Annotated in this window: 14 protein-coding genes; 9 read left to right on the top strand and 5 right to left on the bottom strand. The window is 43.9% G+C overall.

The features are described from left to right. Window positions 1-6 precede the first annotated feature (6 nt). The 5 genes from ribF (at window position 7) to HXT37_RS01665 (ending at window position 5,784) form a co-directional block, all read left to right on the top strand. Window positions 7-1,251, top strand: a complete 1,245-nt coding sequence (ribF, locus tag HXT37_RS01645) for a bifunctional riboflavin kinase/FMN adenylyltransferase (protein WP_162861115.1) — start codon at window positions 7-9, stop codon at window positions 1,249-1,251. Window positions 1,252-1,362: 111 nt separating this feature from the next. Continuing rightward, entirely contained in the window at window positions 1,363-2,406 is a 1,044-nt protein-coding gene (locus HXT37_RS01650; protein ID WP_103013797.1) for an ADP-ribosylglycohydrolase family protein, read from the top strand. Between the two features lie 54 nt (window positions 2,407-2,460). After that, on the top strand, window positions 2,461-3,582 hold the full coding sequence (locus HXT37_RS01655) for a PfkB family carbohydrate kinase (protein WP_103013798.1): 1,122 nt from the start codon (window positions 2,461-2,463) through the stop codon (window positions 3,580-3,582). Between the two features lie 79 nt (window positions 3,583-3,661). Further along, complete coding sequence (locus tag HXT37_RS01660) at window positions 3,662-5,185, top strand: purine-cytosine permease family protein (RefSeq protein WP_421779627.1); 1,524 nt, start codon at window positions 3,662-3,664, stop codon at window positions 5,183-5,185. A 65-nt stretch (window positions 5,186-5,250) separates the two neighbouring features. Continuing rightward, window positions 5,251-5,784 (top strand): cysteine hydrolase, encoded by a 534-nt coding sequence (locus HXT37_RS01665; RefSeq protein ID WP_240318941.1) that lies wholly within the window; start codon window positions 5,251-5,253, stop codon window positions 5,782-5,784. Between the two features lie 28 nt (window positions 5,785-5,812). Here the strand turns inward: HXT37_RS01665 and radA are convergent, their stop codons facing one another. Next, a complete protein-coding gene (radA, locus tag HXT37_RS01670; protein WP_174182672.1) occupies window positions 5,813-7,300 on the bottom strand; it encodes a DNA repair protein RadA in 1,488 nt (495 codons plus the stop codon). Between the two features lie 107 nt (window positions 7,301-7,407). Here radA and HXT37_RS01675 point away from each other — a divergent pair, with 107 nt between their 5' ends. Next, complete coding sequence (locus HXT37_RS01675) at window positions 7,408-8,064, top strand: hypothetical protein (protein ID WP_004109607.1); 657 nt, start codon at window positions 7,408-7,410, stop codon at window positions 8,062-8,064. A 105-nt stretch (window positions 8,065-8,169) separates the two neighbouring features. Next, complete coding sequence (locus HXT37_RS01680; RefSeq protein WP_004268639.1) at window positions 8,170-8,259, top strand: 30S ribosomal protein bS22; 90 nt, start codon at window positions 8,170-8,172, stop codon at window positions 8,257-8,259. A gap of 718 nt (window positions 8,260-8,977) precedes the next feature. Here HXT37_RS01680 and rpiA read toward each other — a convergent pair. The 4 genes from rpiA to HXT37_RS01700 all read right to left on the bottom strand — a co-directional run bounded on the left by rpiA (window position 8,978) and on the right by HXT37_RS01700 (window position 13,948). Further along, complete coding sequence (rpiA, locus tag HXT37_RS01685) at window positions 8,978-9,676, bottom strand: ribose-5-phosphate isomerase RpiA (protein ID WP_116440352.1); 699 nt, start codon at window positions 9,674-9,676, stop codon at window positions 8,978-8,980. Window positions 9,677-10,022: 346 nt separating this feature from the next. Next, the gene (locus HXT37_RS01690; protein ID WP_012913842.1) at window positions 10,023-11,108 is read right to left on the bottom strand and encodes a ribonuclease H family protein; all 1,086 of its coding nucleotides are present in this window, start codon (window positions 11,106-11,108) and stop codon (window positions 10,023-10,025) included. 35 nt (window positions 11,109-11,143) lie between these two features. Beyond that, window positions 11,144-12,817, bottom strand: a complete 1,674-nt coding sequence (pgm, locus tag HXT37_RS01695) for a phosphoglucomutase (alpha-D-glucose-1,6-bisphosphate-dependent) (RefSeq protein WP_004125604.1) — start codon at window positions 12,815-12,817, stop codon at window positions 11,144-11,146. Between the two features lie 30 nt (window positions 12,818-12,847). After that, window positions 12,848-13,948, bottom strand: a complete 1,101-nt coding sequence (locus HXT37_RS01700) for a diacylglycerol/lipid kinase family protein (RefSeq protein WP_103013802.1) — start codon at window positions 13,946-13,948, stop codon at window positions 12,848-12,850. 381 nt (window positions 13,949-14,329) lie between these two features. On the opposite strand from HXT37_RS01700, the gene HXT37_RS01705 reads away from it, so the two are divergent. Continuing rightward, window positions 14,330-16,147: a L,D-transpeptidase gene (locus HXT37_RS01705; RefSeq protein ID WP_116773817.1), complete on the top strand. Its 1,818-nt coding sequence runs from the start codon at window positions 14,330-14,332 to the stop codon at window positions 16,145-16,147. Next, a complete protein-coding gene (locus HXT37_RS01710; RefSeq protein ID WP_102703358.1) occupies window positions 16,144-17,628 on the top strand; it encodes an App1 family protein in 1,485 nt (494 codons plus the stop codon). Before HXT37_RS01705 ends, HXT37_RS01710 begins: the two co-directional genes overlap by 4 nt. Window positions 17,629-17,703 lie beyond the last annotated feature (75 nt).

Consider the following 17,703-nt stretch of genomic DNA (forward strand, 5'->3'; position numbering starts at 1 on the left):
GATATCATGAAGGTCATCGACATTCGACCAGATGCCAACGGCATGATTAATTGGCCAACGTTAAGTGCGGAGCGTAAAGCGGTTGTTACCATTGGCGTATTCGACGGTATGCACAAAGGGCATCGCGAGGTTATTCGTCGTACTGTGGATCTTGCGCATCGTCATGGAGCGTTTTCAGTAGTGATCATGTTTGACCCGCGTCCAAGCGTAGTGCATGCTAATCCTGATTTATACGATGATTTTGGCGACGTTAATTCTAAACTTCCGGACGATCCGGATGCTCTTACAAGCGTGCGTCAACGTTTGCGTGTGATGTCACAGTTGGATGTTGATCATGTTGTGATTGTGCGCTACAGCCTTGCTTTTGCTGCAAAATCGTACCGTTTCTTCTTAGGTCAGCTCGTTGGAAAGCTTGGTATGCGAGCATTAGTTCTTGGCTCTGATGCTGCACTTGGTGCTCGTTGTGCTGGTGATATTAAAGCAATTCGCGAGTTGTCTCAGGCAACTGGAGTTTTTGAGCTTATTGAAGTAGAGGATTTGGGTCCAGACGACGTTCGCGTGCCTGATCCTATTGTTCGTGAGGTTCCACAGGAGCCTGGAGACCCTAAAGATCCTTCTGAGGGCATGAATAAAGCTGAATATCGTGCTTGGAGTAAGAGCATGCCAAATAAGAAAGTGCGTGCTTGGAGTTCTACAAATGTGCGCTGGATGTTGGCTACTGGTCGAGTCAAAGAAGCGCGTGAAATTTTGGATCAGCCGCATCGCGTTGAAGGAACAGTAGTTCATGGAGACGAGCGTGGGCGCGAGATTGGATTCCCAACAGTAAATCTTGGCGAAAAAATTGAAGGCTATGTGCCAGTTGATGGCGTGTATGCAGGCTGGGTTGTTGATTTAGATGCTGACAATAAGAACGATGTCAGACCATCGAAAAATGCTGTTCCAGATGTGAGTGTTTTGCGTCGTGATGAGCTTCATTTAGGCGTTCATTCTCCGTGGCGTTGGCCTGCTGCGATTTCTATTGGAACTAAGCCAACATTTAATAAAGATGGCGAAGAAGATGCAGAGCGCACTGTTGAAGCTTACGGATTGTTCGACGATTGGAAAGACTTGTACGGGCATCGCGTTTGCATTGAGTTTGCTAGTTTCTTGCGTCCGCAACAGGCTTTTGACTCAGTTGACGCGCTAAAAGATATGCTCAAAGCTAATGTTGAGCAAGTGCGCGAGATTACAGATGCTGAAGCTGAAGTCTGATTTTGATATTTGCGCTTAGTGGTTTTTAGTTGCGATTATTTTTGCTAGCTGCGTTTAGCTTATAGTCCAAATGCTTTTAAAATTGTGTCTGCGAAAGCATAAAATATACTTATGATAAACGCAGCAATCAATCTTGAGCAAAGTGAAACATATAATCGCGCGTTTGGAGCTATTGTTGGTCTTGCTATAGGCGATGCGCTTGGAATGCCAACTCAAAGCATGAGTGCTCAAAGCATACGCCGTTTTTATGGCGGTCCAATTACAAAATTAATGGACGCTGTAAGTCAGCAGCCAATCGCGCCAAATATGAAAGCAGGTTCTGTAACAGACGATACGGAGCAAGCTTTTTTACTTGCTGAACGCATAATCGCAGATAATGGCAATATTGACAACAACAAGTATGCGCAAAATCTTCTAGATTGGGAAGGTGCAATGCGCGAAAAAGGTTCCTTGGATTTGCTAGGACCGTCAACTAAGTCAGCTTTAAAAGCACTTGTAAATGGAGTAATTCCTGAAGAAACAGGCAAATTTGGCACAACTAATGGTGGTGCAATGCGCGCGACACCAATTGGCATTGCTTTCAAACCAGGTGAATCGCTTGCTAAGGCAGCCAGAAAATCATGCTTAATTACTCACAATACGACTCAAGGAATTGAATCTACAACACTCGTTGCTGCGGCAGTAAGTTTAGGTATTGAAGGTTGTGAAAATCCGCTTAAAGAAGCAATAAAATTCGTAAAATTGCTTCCAAAATATGGTAATTGGAGCGCAAAAGCAAGCGTTATAAGTAGGGTCGAATTTTTCACTAAAAAAGCTGAGGAGTTGAGTTGCTTATCTGTAAGTGACGATGATTTTGCTGAAATGTTGCAAAATGATTGTGGTACAAGTGTTGAAGCTAATGAATCCGTAGCTGCAGCTTTCGCAATTGCAACTCGCTTTGCAAATGAACCAACCAAAGCTGCGTGTTTTGCAGCATCGATTGGCGGAGATACCGATACGATTGCTGCAATGTGTTCTGCGATGTTGGGCTCACAGTATGGGTTGCAAGTGTTCGATGAAAAAATACGAGAACGCGTTTTAGAGAATTTGCGAGTCGATCACTGCTACGACGTAGAAAAGATAGTGTATGCTTTGTGCTTAATGAGAAAAAATTAGAAGATTGAGAAAAGTAGAGAATATGCTGCATAGTAGCTTTCAGAGGCGATTGCAATGTACGAATCAAACATAAGCTTGAATGAAAAAGCAAGTTTGGTCGTGCCGCAAGTAATCTCACTTGGTCAAATTATTGTAGATGTAACTATGAAAGTTAGCTCTGTTCCTAAACCAGGTGAAGACATATTTGCAAACTCGTATAGTATGAGCGCTGGTGCAAGTTACAACATGCTATTTGCTGCAAGTCAAATGGGAGCTAAAGCGCAATGGGCTGGCGTTTTGGGTGAAGGATATTTTGCAAATATTATTTCTAAAGCTTTAAACGAAGCACGTATTTCGCATATTGGCACAAAAAATTCCATGCTTGATTCAGGATTTTGCATAGCTCTTACGGATAAAAGCGCAGAACGAACTTTTATATCTACTAAAGGTGCGGAAACTAGTGGTGACGAGCATGCTTTTGACTTTGTAAATCCTAATCCGGAAGATGTTGTGTACATTAGTGGATACACGTTTGTGAGTCCTATAAAACGTGCGCTTTTGCGGTTTATGCTAAGAACAAGCGGTTTGTGCGGTTTAAGTAGTAGTGCTTTAGAGAGTTCTTTTGATAAACACAAGCGCCGGTTTACAGCGATTTTTGATGCGTCGCCAATGATTGCAAATATTTTAGATGAAGATTTAAAAGCCTTGATTGACTACGCGCCAATTTGGTTGTGTAATGCTAGAGAAGCTGAGATTTTAGCAAAAAGGCTTAACGCTTGGGGAAATGACGAAATCGAAGATGATTGCAGCGAAGATGCTGACGAAAGCAAAGATGCTGATAGCAAAAACTTTAATGACGAAACAAATAATCAACTTACAAAACGAAAGATTGAGCGTTTACAGCGTGCGCTAAGAGCTCCCCTCATCGTTCATGCAGGATCTCACGGAGCTTGGGTGTGTGATTTAGGTAAAGAAGCCGAGCATATTAAAGGATTTCAAGTAAAAGCAGTAGATACGAATGGAGCTGGCGATGCGCATACTGGCGTACTTGCGGCTTGCATAGGCTACAAAATGACGCTTAAGCAGGCTGTTTTATGCGCGAATGCTGCAGCTGCTATTGCTGTCACAAAATATGGGCCTGCAACGTGTCCTACAAAAAAGGTGATAGAAGATTTTATTAAAACAAATGTTTATTAATACCAACATTTATTGGATTTTCTTAAATTATTCACAAATCTATAAAACAAAATCAATATAAAAAGAAGCTAGGTGAAAAATGAGTAAAGCTCAAGTAGGAGAATCTAAAACTCAACAAGCCACAGACTCGTCGAGTCAACATTCCTTAAGCATTGAGGAACAAGGCATAGACACAATCAGTGAAAGCGAGCGCAAAGGAACGCCATCAAGCCTATTCTGGCCGTGGTTTGCAGCGAATATTTCCGTATTTGCAATGTCGTACGGAGCGTGGGCGCTTGGTTTTGCAATATCCTTCTGGCAGGCAACGTTAATGACAATAATCGGCGTAATTGTGTCATTCCTGCTGGTTGGAGTGATTTCAATAGCCGGCAAACGTGGAAACGCTCCAACAATGGTATTGACTCGCGCAACGTTCGGCGTACGTGGAGCAAACATTCCAGCAGCACTAAGTTGGATTGCAACGCTCGGATGGGAGATTTCTCTAGCAATAACTGCCGTTCTTGCAATGGCAACAGCCGCAGAAAAGATCGGCTGGGGTAGTGGTACGAGTGTTAAAATCGTGAGCACAATCATCGTAGTTGGATTAATTGTAATTGTTGGAATTTACGGCTACGACTTAATTATGAAGTGTCAGCAAGTTATAACAATTGTAACGGGAATAATCACTCTTGGATTCTTCGTACTAGGTTGGGGACACATAAACTTTGCTGCGATTGGTCAAATTCCAAACGGATCTCTTCCTGCAATGCTCGGTTGCTGCTTCTTCGTTATGACTGGCTTCGGCGTAGGCTGGGTTAATGTTGCGGCTGATTACTCTAGATACTTGCCTAGAAAATCTTCAAATAGCGGAATCGTTTTTTGGACTACTTTTGGAGCGTCAATTGCAAACGTGTTCCTAATTTTCTACGGTCTTCTACTCGCAGCTTCTAATATGGAATTAGCTCAAAACGTTGGAAACGACCCGATTGGAGCAATTGCTGCAATCTTGCCAGCGTGGTATTTGATTCCGTACACGATTGTAGCGGTTCTAGGACTTATGTCTGGAGCAATTATGGACAATTATTCAAACGGTCTTGCGTTGCTATCTTTTGGAATACGTATTCCTAGAACTGTTGCAGCAATTATTACTGCAGTTCTAACTACTCTTGGTGTTGTTTATGTCACGTTCTTCTCCGACACATTTATTGGACCATTCCAAGGCTTCTTAACGACTTTGGGAGTGCCGATGGCTGTTTGGGCTGGAATGTTTACTACGGATGTGCTTGTTCGCAAAAAAGATTATTGCACTGAGGACTTGTATAAGCCGGAAGGTCGCTACGGTGCTTGGAATGTTAAAGCTTTTGCGATTCTTTGCGTTGGAACGATTGTTGGATGGGGTTTGGTCGTAAACTTTGCAGCGAAATGGCTTACATGGCAAGGTTATTTGCTTTGGCTTGTTGGCGGAAAATCAAGTAGCTGGGCTGGTGCAAACCTGGGCGTAATAGTTGCGCTACTAATCGGCTTGATCGGCTCTTTAATTTTCCAGCGTAAAGATATTGCTGAGCAAGAAGCGGATTTGCCAACAAGCGAAGTAGGTTTGCAGACAAGCGAAATTGCAGAATAAAAATAAAAATAAAAAGGATATTCGTATGAAAGGATATTCAAATGATTAAAGAAGACGAATGATTAGTGGTAATCGACAGACAGCGCGTTTTTTGCGAAAGTGAGTGGTCGACTTGGGCGTGTGCAGATCACACTTACGATTCAACAACAGAAGCTTTTACAAAACTTGCAAAAGCTTATGGTAATCGAGTAATTTACACGCGCTATGTAGCACCGCTTAAGCCAGAAAACGCTTGGGTTGACTATTTTAAAGATTGGCCACAATTCCTCGTAAAACCTGACGACCCAATGTATGACTTCACTCCAGAAACAGCAGAACTTGCGGAAGGTCACACTGTAGTTACTTGCGAAACTTTCGGAAAGTGGGGTACGAAACTTAAGGCTGCATTAGGCGAATGTCGCAAAATAACAATTTGCGGAGTTGCAACAGATTGTTGCGTATTAACAACTGCTTTAGCTGCAGCGGATAATGGCGTTGCTGTGCGTATTGCAGAAGATGCTTGTGCAGGAAGCACGCCGGAAAATCATAAGCTAGCTCTTAAAACTATGGAGCTTTTTACACCGCTTATAACAGTGTGCAGCACAAGCGAAATCCTTTAAAGTAGTAGCACTTGGGCATTTGCTTAGCTTATAGCCCAAGTGCTTTCAACGCTTCTCGCACTGTGCTAACTTCAATAATTTCTAATCCTGGAATATTAACGTTTTTCCGCATATGGCAAACTATTGCGCGCTTATATCCTATTCGCGCAGCCTCGCGCAATCGCGGCTCTATTCTTGGCACTGGGCGAACTTGACCAGTTAAGCTCATTTCGCCAATTGCGCAAGTTTTAGGAGTTACTGCTTTCCCGGCAGCAGCGCTAGCTAAAGCTGCTACGATTGCTAAGTCGCAAGACGGCTCTTTTGCCAACGCTCCTGCAATAGTAGATACGTACAAATCTTTTGCAAGCAAATTAACGCGTCCGTGACGATACAAAACTGCTGTAAGCATTGCAAGACGGTTAGAATCAACACCAGAAACTGCACGGCGAGGAGTGGGCAGGGCTGATTGCGTTACAAGTGCTTGTATTTCAATCGGCAGGCTTCTGTGTCCTTCAAGTGTAAAAGTGACGCAAGTTCCGTCGTTTGTGCCATCTTGCGCATTTTTACCTTGATTATCGTTTTCTGTAGAAGACAAAAACAGTCCGGAAGGATCTGGCACTTCCTCAATTCCTTCACCGCTCATATCGAAGCAGCCAACTTCGTCTGTAGGTCCAAAGCGATTCTTTACGGCTCTTAGCATGCGTAGCGCTGTTTGTGTATCGCCTTCAAATTGACATACTGTGTCAACTAAATGCTCAAGCGTCCGCGGTCCTGCTATTGAACCATCTTTTGTAACGTGCCCAACTAAAAGTATCGGAATATTGTTAGCTTTAGCAACGTCGATAAGTGCGCTCGCAACTTCTCTAACTTGTGTAGAACCGCCTGTAATACCATCTACTTCTTGTGCGGAAATCGTTTGCGCAGAATCGACAATGGCAAGCGTAGGGTGATGCGTTTCAATAAGATCCAGCACAGTGTCAAGATCGCCTGTTGTTGCAAGTAATAAATAATCGTTTACAGCGTTAATTCTAGACGCGCGCAATTTAACTTGCGCTGCTGATTCCTCGCCGGAAATATACAATACAGGGGGAGTGTTGCTGTCTTTTGATTGCTTAGATACGTAAGCTGCTGTTTTTAGAAGTAGTGTTGATTTTCCGATACCTGGCTCTCCTGCTATAAGAGTTACGGAGCCTGGCACAAGTCCTCCGCCTAATACGCGATCGAATTCGCTAAAACCAGTGTGGATGCGCATTGCGTCGTCTGCTTGAATTTCGCTAATTGGTTGCGCGGATGTTGCTGAATCGAGAGTTGAATGTGCGATATTGCGATTAGAAGTAGTTATGCTATCTGGTGAATAGGTGCGCGATGCTGTTGTTGCGCGCGGTGTACGTGTTGTACGAGATAATCCGCTAACTCGCGCTTCTCTAAACTCGTTCACTGTGCCCCATTCGCCACATTCAGGGCAGCGACCGTACCATTTTGAGCCGCTCCAACCGCATTCAGAGCATAAATAGTGAAGAGTAGATTTACTAGCCATATCTCGACGCTATACGCTTTATTAGACAATCATATTTTGTATTTGTTTTTGATTGTAAAGCGCTTTTGCGTACTAAAAGCGTCATCGCGATGTGACATAATGCAAGTATGTCGAAATCGAATGCTTCAAGTATGAATGCTTCAAAGATGGGTGCGTTGAATATGAATTCCTCAAGTGTCAATAATTCATCACACAGCAAGTTATTAGTTGTGTTGACTTCAGCTGCAGTAATTGTGGTTTTGGCTCTAATTTCAGCATTTATGTGGCCAGGTTGGGCATTAAATCACGAAAACGTTGCGAGCAAAAATCATATGGTAATGCCTAAAACGCCTTCTATACCATCGAAACCTTTGCCAGCATCTTCTACGGCATTGCTTAAGGCTATGCCAGATAGCGTACTTGATTTCGCTCGTGTTGACGCTATACCTAGTGCAACTTGGACTGAATCGTCGCCTTTGGAGGAATATTCTGTTAAGTACTCAACTGGTCAGCCAGATGGGGAAGTGTCTGTAACTGTTGCTCAATGGTCGAATCGCGATTCTGCAAACAAACAGTATGAGGCGTTAGTTGATGGACTTAAGGGTTCTGATATCGCAAGTGGAAAAATTCAAGTTTCTGGCAAGACTTCCGGTAGCTATGTGTTGCGAAATGATGAAAATGATAAATCACAGGCTAGTGCATTGTGGCAGAACGATACCGCTGTTTTTGAAGTGAACGGCGCAAAGCAAGCAGTAGAGCGTTTTTATCACAGATTCCCAATGTAAATTGTTGTAAAAAAATGATGTTCTTTGTAATATCACTCCACAAAGTCGTTAAAACGGTGTAACATTAGGCAAGTTGCACACTTTACATAGGAATGGAGGCTTCAGATGGGTTCTGTCATCAAGAAGCGCCGCAAGCGGATGAGCAAGAAGAAGCACCGCAAACTGCTGCGTAAGACTCGTCACCAGCGCAAGTAATTTTCTTGCTATGCGTTGATGCGTGTCTGAACGTTTAGGCACGTGAGACTTTTTTGAAGCGTCGGTTTTCCGGCGCTTTTTATTTATTTATATATTTCGCGGATTGTCTTGCAAATATTCGTGTGGTAGAGATTTGAGATTTTTCGCACTGAGCGCGGCGAACGTCAGAGCCGCAGGCTGCTGATTCGCCAATCGAAGAAGAAAAATCGAAAAATCTCTGCGATAAGGCACGGTTATTAACGAATTAGCATGCAGAGTTTGGGGGATTTCTTTACGAGCACTAAAAGAGGACTGGGCGCATTGACTTGCCGGAGCGCTTAAAGCGTAGCGCGCGGAGGCACTTCAATGCGGAAACTCGCTTAAGTTGGAAGTCCAGTGGACTTCCAACGCGAGTTTCGCAAGCGAGCGTAATAAAACGCGAGCGTATCGTTAAAAAACGTTTAAGAATAAAGCGCCCGAAGGAACGCTCGCGCGGTCTAGGTGCGCTCGCTACTGAGCTTGCGTTGAAAGCACACCGTGCTTTCAACTTGAGCAAGCTCACGCTCCGAGTTGCTTTCGCGCGCACAATGCTGCGCTCAAGCAGGTCGTAGCGCATGCGAGGAGAGAAATCCCCCAAAACTCGCGCCACACCAAACAAAAACTCGCGCAACAGTAATAAAAAAGTAGAGCCCGCGTTTGCGGACTCTACTTTCGTTTTATTTAGTTGCGATTAGTTTCGCTACTTATTTGGGTTGGTAAGCGTGCGAGGGCCGTTAGGATCGCCGACGATCACGGTGTCAACCATGTTCAAGAACAAGCCGTGTTCCACAACGCCAACAGTTTCAATCAAATCCTTCGCCAACTCCTGTGGATGCTCAATGCGCTCCATATGCAAATCAACCACGAAGTTGTTCTCGTCGGTGCGAACTTCTTTGCCGTCTGCATCAAGACGCAAAACTGGCTTATATCCGCGCTTTTCGAACTTACGAATCACTTGCGCGGAGCCGAATGGAATCACCTCAACAGGAAGTGGGAACTTGCCAATCGTGTCGACTACCTTGCTTGCGTCAACAATCCACACAATGCTATCGGAATTAATAGCCACAATCTTTTCCCAAAGAAGAGCTGCGCCGCCGCCTTTAATTCCGTTGAAATTCTTGTCAACTTCGTCGGAGCCGTCGATTGTAACGTCAATGTGATCCACTTCGTTAATGTCGAGAATCTTAATGCCGTAGCCTTCTGCTTGCTCTTGTGTGCGACGAGAAGTGGTGACTCCTGTGAAGCTCAAGCCTTCTTCCTTAACTCTGCGACCAAGCTCGTCAACCAAGAAGCGCACTGTAGAGCCGGTGCCAAGACCAACCATCATTCCATTCTTTACAATCTTTGCGGCTTCAATGCCGGCTGCTTTTTTAAGCGCGTCTTGTTGTGCTTTATCCATTATTCCTGCTTTCTTATGTTTTGTTATTCCCGAGTTCGTCGATGAACTTCCATCGCATTTGCGGGAGAGGCGCTTATGCTTTTATGCGTGCCTCGTTTTCGTACATTTCCATATTAGTCTGCGTGCAGATTTTTTGAACGGAGCTGGGCGCTCGCACCCTCCAAACGCGGGCGTGACGACCTGCTTTCGCGCTCAAAGTGTAACGCGCGAAAGCAACTCGGAGCGTGAGCTTGCTCAAGTTGAAAGCACGGTGTGCTTTCAACGCAAGCTCAGTAGCGAGCGCGCCTAGACCGCGCGAGCGATCTACTACGTTTGGAGCTCAACGCCGAGCAAATTCCAAAGTAACCTATGAAAGGTAGAAGGCGGTTGGAGATAAATGCAAGGTGCCGTCTGGTTCTACGTAGCCGTTTACGTTGATTGTGCCGGAAATAAAGCGCGCCTCGCCGTTAAAACTTGGGCTTGTGTTTGGTGGTGGAGTAAATTGCAGCACGCCAGAAACACTTAATCCTTGAACTGGTTTAGATGCAGTTTGCGTAACATTTTGCTTTGTTTTTGGAACTTCTTGAACAATAGTTATAGCGTCTTGCTGGTGTGCATCTTGCTGGTGTGCATCTTGTTCATTTTCTATTGATAGTGCATCTTTTTCGCTATTTTCTAACGTTTCACGCTTTGTTTCACGCGCTTGTTCGCGCGCTGATTCATTTGCAGATTCAGTTAGATCACTAGTGTTTTTACTATTTTGTGCAGAAAAATCAGGATTAATATCTTCGCCAACTGTGCGTTCAAGATGGTATTTTGCATGAGAAATTTTGCCGTCTAAAAGCATTTTCGCATCACTTGGCACATTCGTACCTTTTGCATATTCAGAAGCAAGAAGCGACTTCCAGCCTTCTAAAGGCAAGTATCCGTCCTTCAAACCATTTCGGCAATCTTCCGCATATCCGCGCGCTAATGTATCAACTTTTTCGTTTCCTTCGTTTCCTGCGTGACCCTTAACCCACACGAATTTTACGGCGCCTTCGCGCTTAGTAATTTCCGCGTCGATTGCTCGAATCAGCTCGGCATTTTTAACAGGTTCATTTTTAGAGTTTTTCCAACCGTTCTTTTTCCATCCGTGAATCCACGTAGTTGCGCAGTTAATAGCGTATTGTGAATCACTTTCGATTGTGAGCGGCTCTCTTCCAGGATGTGCTCGTAAAGCTTCTAAAACCGCGCATAATTCGCCAATTTGATTTGTGCCATTAGTTGCGCCTCCAGCATCTGCATTGCCTGTGTGATGATGTTCGTTAGAGCTACCAGACTCGTCAATGTGATCTGCCCACGCCCAACCCATTGAACCATTCGGGTTTCCGAGCGCGGAACCGTCTGTTGAAACAACAATCATGACAAAACCTTTCAAAAATGCGCCGGCTGCAGATTGCAACCAGCGCAATTAGTAGATTTCTTTATTTACGCAAGATTATTACGTTACGCTAAAGCCTTGTCGACTACAGCAGTAGCTTCCTCAAGCACCTTGTCAAGTGCTTCTGGAGAAACGAAGGATTCTGCGTAAACCTTGTAAATATTCTCGGTACCAGATGGGCGAGCAGCGAACCAGTTGTTCTTAGTCGTCACCTTCAAGCCACCAATCTTTGCGCCGTTTCCAGGAGCTTCCGTAAGCTTTGCGGTAATATCCTCACCAGCAAGCTTAGTTGCTTCAACGTCGTTGCCGCTCAAAGCTGCAAACTTCTGCTTTTGCTCAAGTGTTGTTGGGGTATCGACGCGCTTATACCAGCTTTCGCCAAAGCGAGCAACCTGATCCTGGTGAAGCTGAGCTGGGTTCTTGCCAGTCTTTGCAGTAATTTCCGCAGCGAGCAAATCAGGAATCAAGCCATCCTTATCGGTGGTCCACACGCGACCATCTTTGCGCAAGAAGCTCATGCCGGAGCTTTCCTCGCCGCCGAAAGCAACTTCGCCGCTAAAGAGTGGGTCAACGAACCACTTGAATCCAACTGGAACTTCCACAAGCTTTGCGTTAATAGAAGCAGCTACGCGGTCAATCAAGGAAGAAGACACAAGCGTCTTGCCGATAGCAGTATTCTTTGGCCAATCCGGGCGAGCACCGCCGAACAAGTACTCCACGCACACCGCGATGTAATGGTTCGGGTTCATAACGCCCCAGTTCGGGCACACAATACCGTGACGGTCAGCATCTGGATCGGTGCCGCCAACCAAATCGTACTTATCCCAAGCGCCAGCGTTAAGCTGATCAACTAAGCCCTTCATTGCGTAAGGGGAGCTTGGATCCATACGAATCTTGCCATCGTGGTCAATAGTCATGAATCGCCAAGTTGGATCAACTTCTGGACGCACAACGCCGATGTTCAAGCCATACTTTTCGTTCATAAGTGGCCAGTAGTTTACACTTGCGCCGCCGAGTGGGTCAATTCCCAAACGTACGCCGCTAGAGCGAATCACATCAAAATCGATTACATTAGCCAAATCGCTAACGTAGTGTTCGCGGTAATCGAATCCTTCAACCAAATCAGACTTGATTGCTTCCTCGAAAGGTACGCGCTTTACAGACTTGTAGTTGTCGAGCAATTCATTTGCTCGAGCTGCAATTGCGTTAGTTACATCTGCAGGGGCAGGACCGCCTGTTACAGGATCGTACTTAAAACCACCGTCGGTTGGTGGGTTGTGTGAAGGAGTGACGACAATGCCGTCAGCCAAGCCGTCGCCGCTAAAACGCTGAGTGCCGTCGGCTGCGCGATTATGCGTCAAAATAGCTTGAGAAACAACAGGAGTTGGCACGAAATCGCCGCGAGAATCCACGCGAACGTGAACTCCGTTAGCAACCAAAACCTCAATAGCGGTTTTTTGAGCAGGCTCAGAAAGAGCGTGCGTATCGCGACCAATATAAAGAGGGCCAGTTACGCCAGCTTTCTTGCGATATTCAGCAATAGCTTGCGTAATAGCCACAATATGAGCTTCGTTAAACGAAGTTTTCAAAGCAGAACCACGGTGACCGGACGTGCCGAAAATCACGCGCTGTTCTGGAATGTTGGAATTTGGAACTTCATCATAGTAAGCGCCAACCAAAGCGTCGACGTCGACTAGATCTTCTGGGGTGGCGGGCATTCCCGCATTTTTTGCTACCATAATTTTTTATTTTGCCACGGTGCTTGTATTTTATTTATTTTTTGGCACTCTTACGCACAATGCTTGCTTGTCAACAGTGAAGCGCAAATGTTTCGTATAGCCCAAAATGTCGCCGTCTACTTGCACTGGAGCAGATTTTTCTAATTGCACTTCTGCGCTAAAACCTTGCGTTTGGTCAATTCTTGAGCCTGCAGAAAGCGAATCCTGCTGGAGCGCGCGCCCTGTTAGCGTTTGGTGTATTACTCCTCGGAACAAATTAGCCCAACCAATTAAACCGCCCGAAGTGTCAATAATCTCAAAATCAAGCACACCATCGTCATATGCTGCTTCTGGCATAAGCGAAAACATAGGAATCTGACCGCAATTTCCAGCCATAAGTGTGCGGAAAGTCAATCCTTTTAGCACGCTTTCGTCGCCATTCGAACGCTGTAAGGTAACGGTTGCGCGATATTTTGGCATAAACAAATGCTTTACGCCAGAGACAAAATAAGCAAGCCAACTAATATTCTTTTTTAAGTTTGGATCAGTGTCGTCAATCATTAACGCGTCAAAACCAATGCCTGCAATAATTAAGAATGCGTGTCCATGATCTTCTTCTGGATTGTCGAGAATCGTTACGCGCCCAACGTCAACCTGCCTAGAGCCGTGAGAAGTTGCAACACGCAACGCAGCATCCACGTCGTTTACTGGAATTCCCATATTTCTAGCAAAAAGATTGCCAGTTCCAATAGGAATAATTCCCATCGCGTGACCTTTACCGCTTACTGCGCTCGCAACAGTACGAACCGTGCCATCTCCGCCTACTGCTACTACTACGTTAGCTCCGTTTGAAAGTGCTTCTAAAGCGCATTCGCGTCCATCTTTATCTAACTGTGTATCAATAATTTCGTAGGTTAAATTGCGTTCTTTGCAATAATTTTTAATACTTTCGCGATACGATTTCGCTTGTGGTTTTGAAGGATTAAGTATGAATGCGTAATGCACTGAGTCGCCATGTCGTTGAGCAAGTTTTTCTGCCAAATGATGACGTTTTAAAGCGCGCGAAACAATCATGATGACGAATGGAGCGAGTACAAGCGCGAATACAATCATCATAAGAGCAATAGTCGCTTGAATAGGCATAGTTGGCATACCTCCTATTCTTGCACATTATTTTTTCTACAATACTAAATTTTGCGGCATATTGCGAATATTTACGTTTTTTACACATTTGTATAGTATGTATTGTTTTTATAAATATCGTTTATTGCTTGTATTAGATGTTTATTAGTTACTCATCAGGTGTCGGCTAGTTGCTAGTTAATTGTGCATTTTGCTGCTTTTGCTTGTTCTTTGCTCGTTTTTCACGTGTATTATTCGCATTAATTCTGTACTAAATATTTAGTTAGTTATATAGCTAGTTATGTAACCAGTTATGCTCTCCTGCTTCGCTAATACTAATTTCGTGCGTCGCTAGTGGTAAACTATGCAAGCGTGTCTGTCGCATATAATTATTAAGCAGAGGTTTTGAATATGGCTGAATTACAGCAAAATTTTGAGGGAGATGAATCCCTCAATATTACACCTAGTAATATGCCTGATGATGCTAGTGACGATACTGTTGCTTTTATGCAGGTTCCTCAAAGTCATGTAGAAGATCAAATAGCTGATAATTCTGTTAATTATGAGGGAACTCTTGCTGATAATTTAGGCGAAGTCGCCGATGAAGAAGATACTTCTGGAGACATTGTTGACGATATCGTTGAAGATATTGCGGGTAATAAGAAGAATGTGTTTGGTAATAATGCTGCATCTTATGGCATGTATGCAAATGCAACTCCTGCCGATTCAACTGCAACCGATTCATTTAGAGTAGTAGAGCCGAAAGCAAAGAAACATCGTACGAATCGTTCCGCACTGGCGTTGATGTATTCGCTTCTTATCTTTGTTATTTTGTTAGCAGCAGCATTTTTTGCACTTCATTTGTATTTCAACAATCGAGTTGCTCCAGGTGTTGATTTTGGTGATGCTTCTATTACGCGCAATCTCACTGGCTATCAGGAAGATTCTGTAATCAAGACTGTTCAGAATGCTGTGGATCATAGCGAATTAGAAATTAGTGACGATCAAGGAAATAGTATTGATGCAGATTTGAGTCAGCTTGGTGTCAAGATTGATAAGAACGCAACTGTAAAAGCTATTATGAATGCTAAGCGAGATAATTTATTTACTCGTATTATGCCTTGGGTTCATCAAACTGTGAGCTTGAAAGCTGTACGTGATGATTCTGCTTTGGATTCGTACTTATTGCATAAGTTTATTCGTGAGAAGGATCGTGCTGTACCTTATAGTGCAGTTTTCGACAAGGATTCTGAATCTTACAAGGTAGAGGATGGCATACCTGGTCGCACTATAGAAACTATGTCTGTTCGTGAAGCAGTAAAAAAGTTAATTGCTTACCCTGGTAAAACAGTAAAAGTTTCTGTTACATCTCGACGCACTGACGCTCCTATTAAGCTTGATGCAGCGCAGAAACTTGTAAATGATTTAAATAAACTTCTTGAGAAAAAAATCACGTTTAATAACGGTGACGGTAAAGATTTTACGGTTCCAAAAGAAGCGATTGCGTCTTGGATCAATATAAAAGCAGATACGACTCGCCGTAAGCTTTCTTACACAATTGATGCAGATAAAGCAGATTATTATTTGTCTCAAGTTCTTCCAAAAGAACTTAATCAGCAAAAAATTAATCAAGAAGATGCAATTGATAAAGAAGGTAGGTTTATTTTCACAACGCTTAAAGGTTCTAATGGTGTTGAAATTAACTATTCCAATAGTGTTGCGAAAAAGGCTGTAGAATCTTTGCGCAATGGCAATGATTTCAAGATGGCTGTTCCTGCGAAAATCACTAAGTTTACCGTTGAAAAGAAGCTTGTTGAAATGCGCATTGTTGTTGACAAAACAACCCAAACGGCTTCTGTTTATAAGAATGATGAACTTGTAAAAACATTCCCTGTTTGCACAGGTAAGCGCGGTGCTGATGATTCAGCTTCCGGCACATTCTTTATTTACTTGCGTTATGCTTCACAGGATATGCGCGGTAGGAACGGCGATGGCTCTCCTTACTTCTCTCCTGGAGTGCGTTGGGTTAGCTATTACCATGGTGGAGAAGGCTTCCACACTGCTTCTTGGAATTATAAGGGTATTGCAACTGGCGATGCTGCAAATCACGGCTCTCATGGTTGTATAAACATGTATGAGCAGGATGCTCGCTGGATTTTTGAAAATTGCCCACGTGGCACTATTGTGCAAATTGTTGGCACGACTCCAGATGGTCCGGTACGCGAATGAGCGAATCTGTGGGTAACTCACTTAACAAAGATGAACGCGCCGAAGAACTTTTGCTTTCTGCGCGTTCTAATCTTGAGTATGTGCAAAGCCCACAATCTACTCCGAAGTTAGCTGCGTCTAGACGAATTAGCAGCGCGCCAATTCCTGTGCATGTTACTGCAACATTGTTTGATACTCCGTCTAAAGCTGAGTGTATTGACAATAAGCCATTGCTTGTGCGTTTTGGTCGCAGGCTCGTTACGTCTATTGTCGGCATGTGGATGCGTCTTGCTGGTCGTGTTGCTCGTCGTCTTGGCTGGTTTCCAAGTGTTGAGCCGTATATTGGATACGGAACGCATAGATATGCTCGCTTGATTTGCAGAACTGTGTATGCTCCAAAGCTTGGTCATCATTCTGCTCTAAAACGCGGAATTTACGCGATGCTTGTTGTTCCTGCTGTGCGTGTGCGCGTGGCTTTGTCTATTGACGGTATTCCTGTAGAAACAGCTCAAATTGGCGATTCTGAAATATACGATAAGCCTGAAGGTTCGCGCGATGGTAGTGCAGAGTATTGTATTTCTGACCGTGCAGGGTATTTAGATTTAATTACTGAGCGCGCTTTAGAGCCTGGTCGTCACGTTGTTTCGTATTCTGTTAGTGACCGTGAGCCTGTAAAAGCGAGCTTGTTTGCTATTGACGCAAATGTTCCTGTTGGTGTTATTTCGGACGTTGACGACACTATTATGGTAACTCAAGCGCCTTCGCCAATTCGTGCTGCTTATAACTTGCTTATTATGAATCCTGCTCATCGTTCGCCAGTTACTGGAATGTCTGAGTTTTTCCAGTCTTTAGAGCGTTTACGTGACGATATTCCATTTTTCTATCTTTCTACTTCTCCGTGGAATGTTGAGGCTTCAATTCGTCACTTTATTGATCGCGAAAAGTTTCCTGAGGGTCCTCTTCTTCTTCGTGATTTGGATCCACGTCCTAAAACTTTTATTCCAAACGGACCGCAACATAAATTAGAATTTGCAACTCAGCTTATGGATGATTTTCCTGGCATGCGTTTTGTGCTTATTGGCGATGATGGTCAAAAGGATCCTTTAACGTATGCGAATATTATTCGTAAGCATCCAGGTCGTGTGCTTGCAGTAGGTATTAGGCAATTGCGTAAGCATGCTACTGTTGAGGATTTTCGTCGTAAATTATCTCGTGATTTTGCGGTTGCTTTAAGTGCGTCTAAGCGTGCATATGTTTTTTCGGATGCTCTTGATACTACGTGTGAAGATGCACAAGAAATTCCTACTATGGCGATCGAAAAATTACATAATGCTAACGAGTTTTCTGGTGATATTGATGATTTTGATGATGCTCAAATGCGCATAATTGAAGCAGAAGGTGCTGTTGGTACTTTGCAAGGCGTGCCATTTTTTGCAGCTCCTCAAGGCAAAGATTTAGCTAAAGTAATGCTTCCGTTTATAGAGGAAGCAATCGCGAAATAGTATAAAAATAATTGTAAAATAATTTTGTAATATTAAAGAATTGCAGAAAATATTTCGTTACTAATATATAAAAGC

This window comes from Gardnerella sp. DNF01151, assembly GCF_049244235.1.
Lineage (GTDB): Bacteria > Actinomycetota > Actinomycetes > Actinomycetales > Bifidobacteriaceae > Bifidobacterium > Bifidobacterium swidsinskii.

Bases quoted from the DNA above. Each gene is read 5' to 3' on its own strand.
- ribF (WP_162861115.1), top strand. From the start codon at position 7: ATGAAGGTCATCGACATTCGACCAGATGCCAACGGCATGATTAATTGG.
- HXT37_RS01650 (WP_103013797.1), top strand. From the start codon at position 1,363: ATGATAAACGCAGCAATCAATCTTGAGCAAAGTGAAACATATAATCGC.
- HXT37_RS01655 (WP_103013798.1), top strand. From the start codon at position 2,461: ATGTACGAATCAAACATAAGCTTGAATGAAAAAGCAAGTTTGGTCGTG.
- HXT37_RS01660 (WP_421779627.1), top strand. From the start codon at position 3,662: ATGAGTAAAGCTCAAGTAGGAGAATCTAAAACTCAACAAGCCACAGAC.
- radA (WP_174182672.1), bottom strand. From the start codon at position 7,300: ATGGCTAGTAAATCTACTCTTCACTATTTATGCTCTGAATGCGGTTGG.
- HXT37_RS01675 (WP_004109607.1), top strand. From the start codon at position 7,408: ATGTCGAAATCGAATGCTTCAAGTATGAATGCTTCAAAGATGGGTGCG.
- HXT37_RS01680 (WP_004268639.1), top strand. From the start codon at position 8,170: ATGGGTTCTGTCATCAAGAAGCGCCGCAAGCGGATGAGCAAGAAGAAG.
- rpiA (WP_116440352.1), bottom strand. From the start codon at position 9,676: ATGGATAAAGCACAACAAGACGCGCTTAAAAAAGCAGCCGGCATTGAA.
- pgm (WP_004125604.1), bottom strand. From the start codon at position 12,817: ATGGTAGCAAAAAATGCGGGAATGCCCGCCACCCCAGAAGATCTAGTC.
- HXT37_RS01700 (WP_103013802.1), bottom strand. From the start codon at position 13,948: ATGCCAACTATGCCTATTCAAGCGACTATTGCTCTTATGATGATTGTA.
- HXT37_RS01705 (WP_116773817.1), top strand. From the start codon at position 14,330: ATGGCTGAATTACAGCAAAATTTTGAGGGAGATGAATCCCTCAATATT.
- HXT37_RS01710 (WP_102703358.1), top strand. From the start codon at position 16,144: ATGAGCGAATCTGTGGGTAACTCACTTAACAAAGATGAACGCGCCGAA.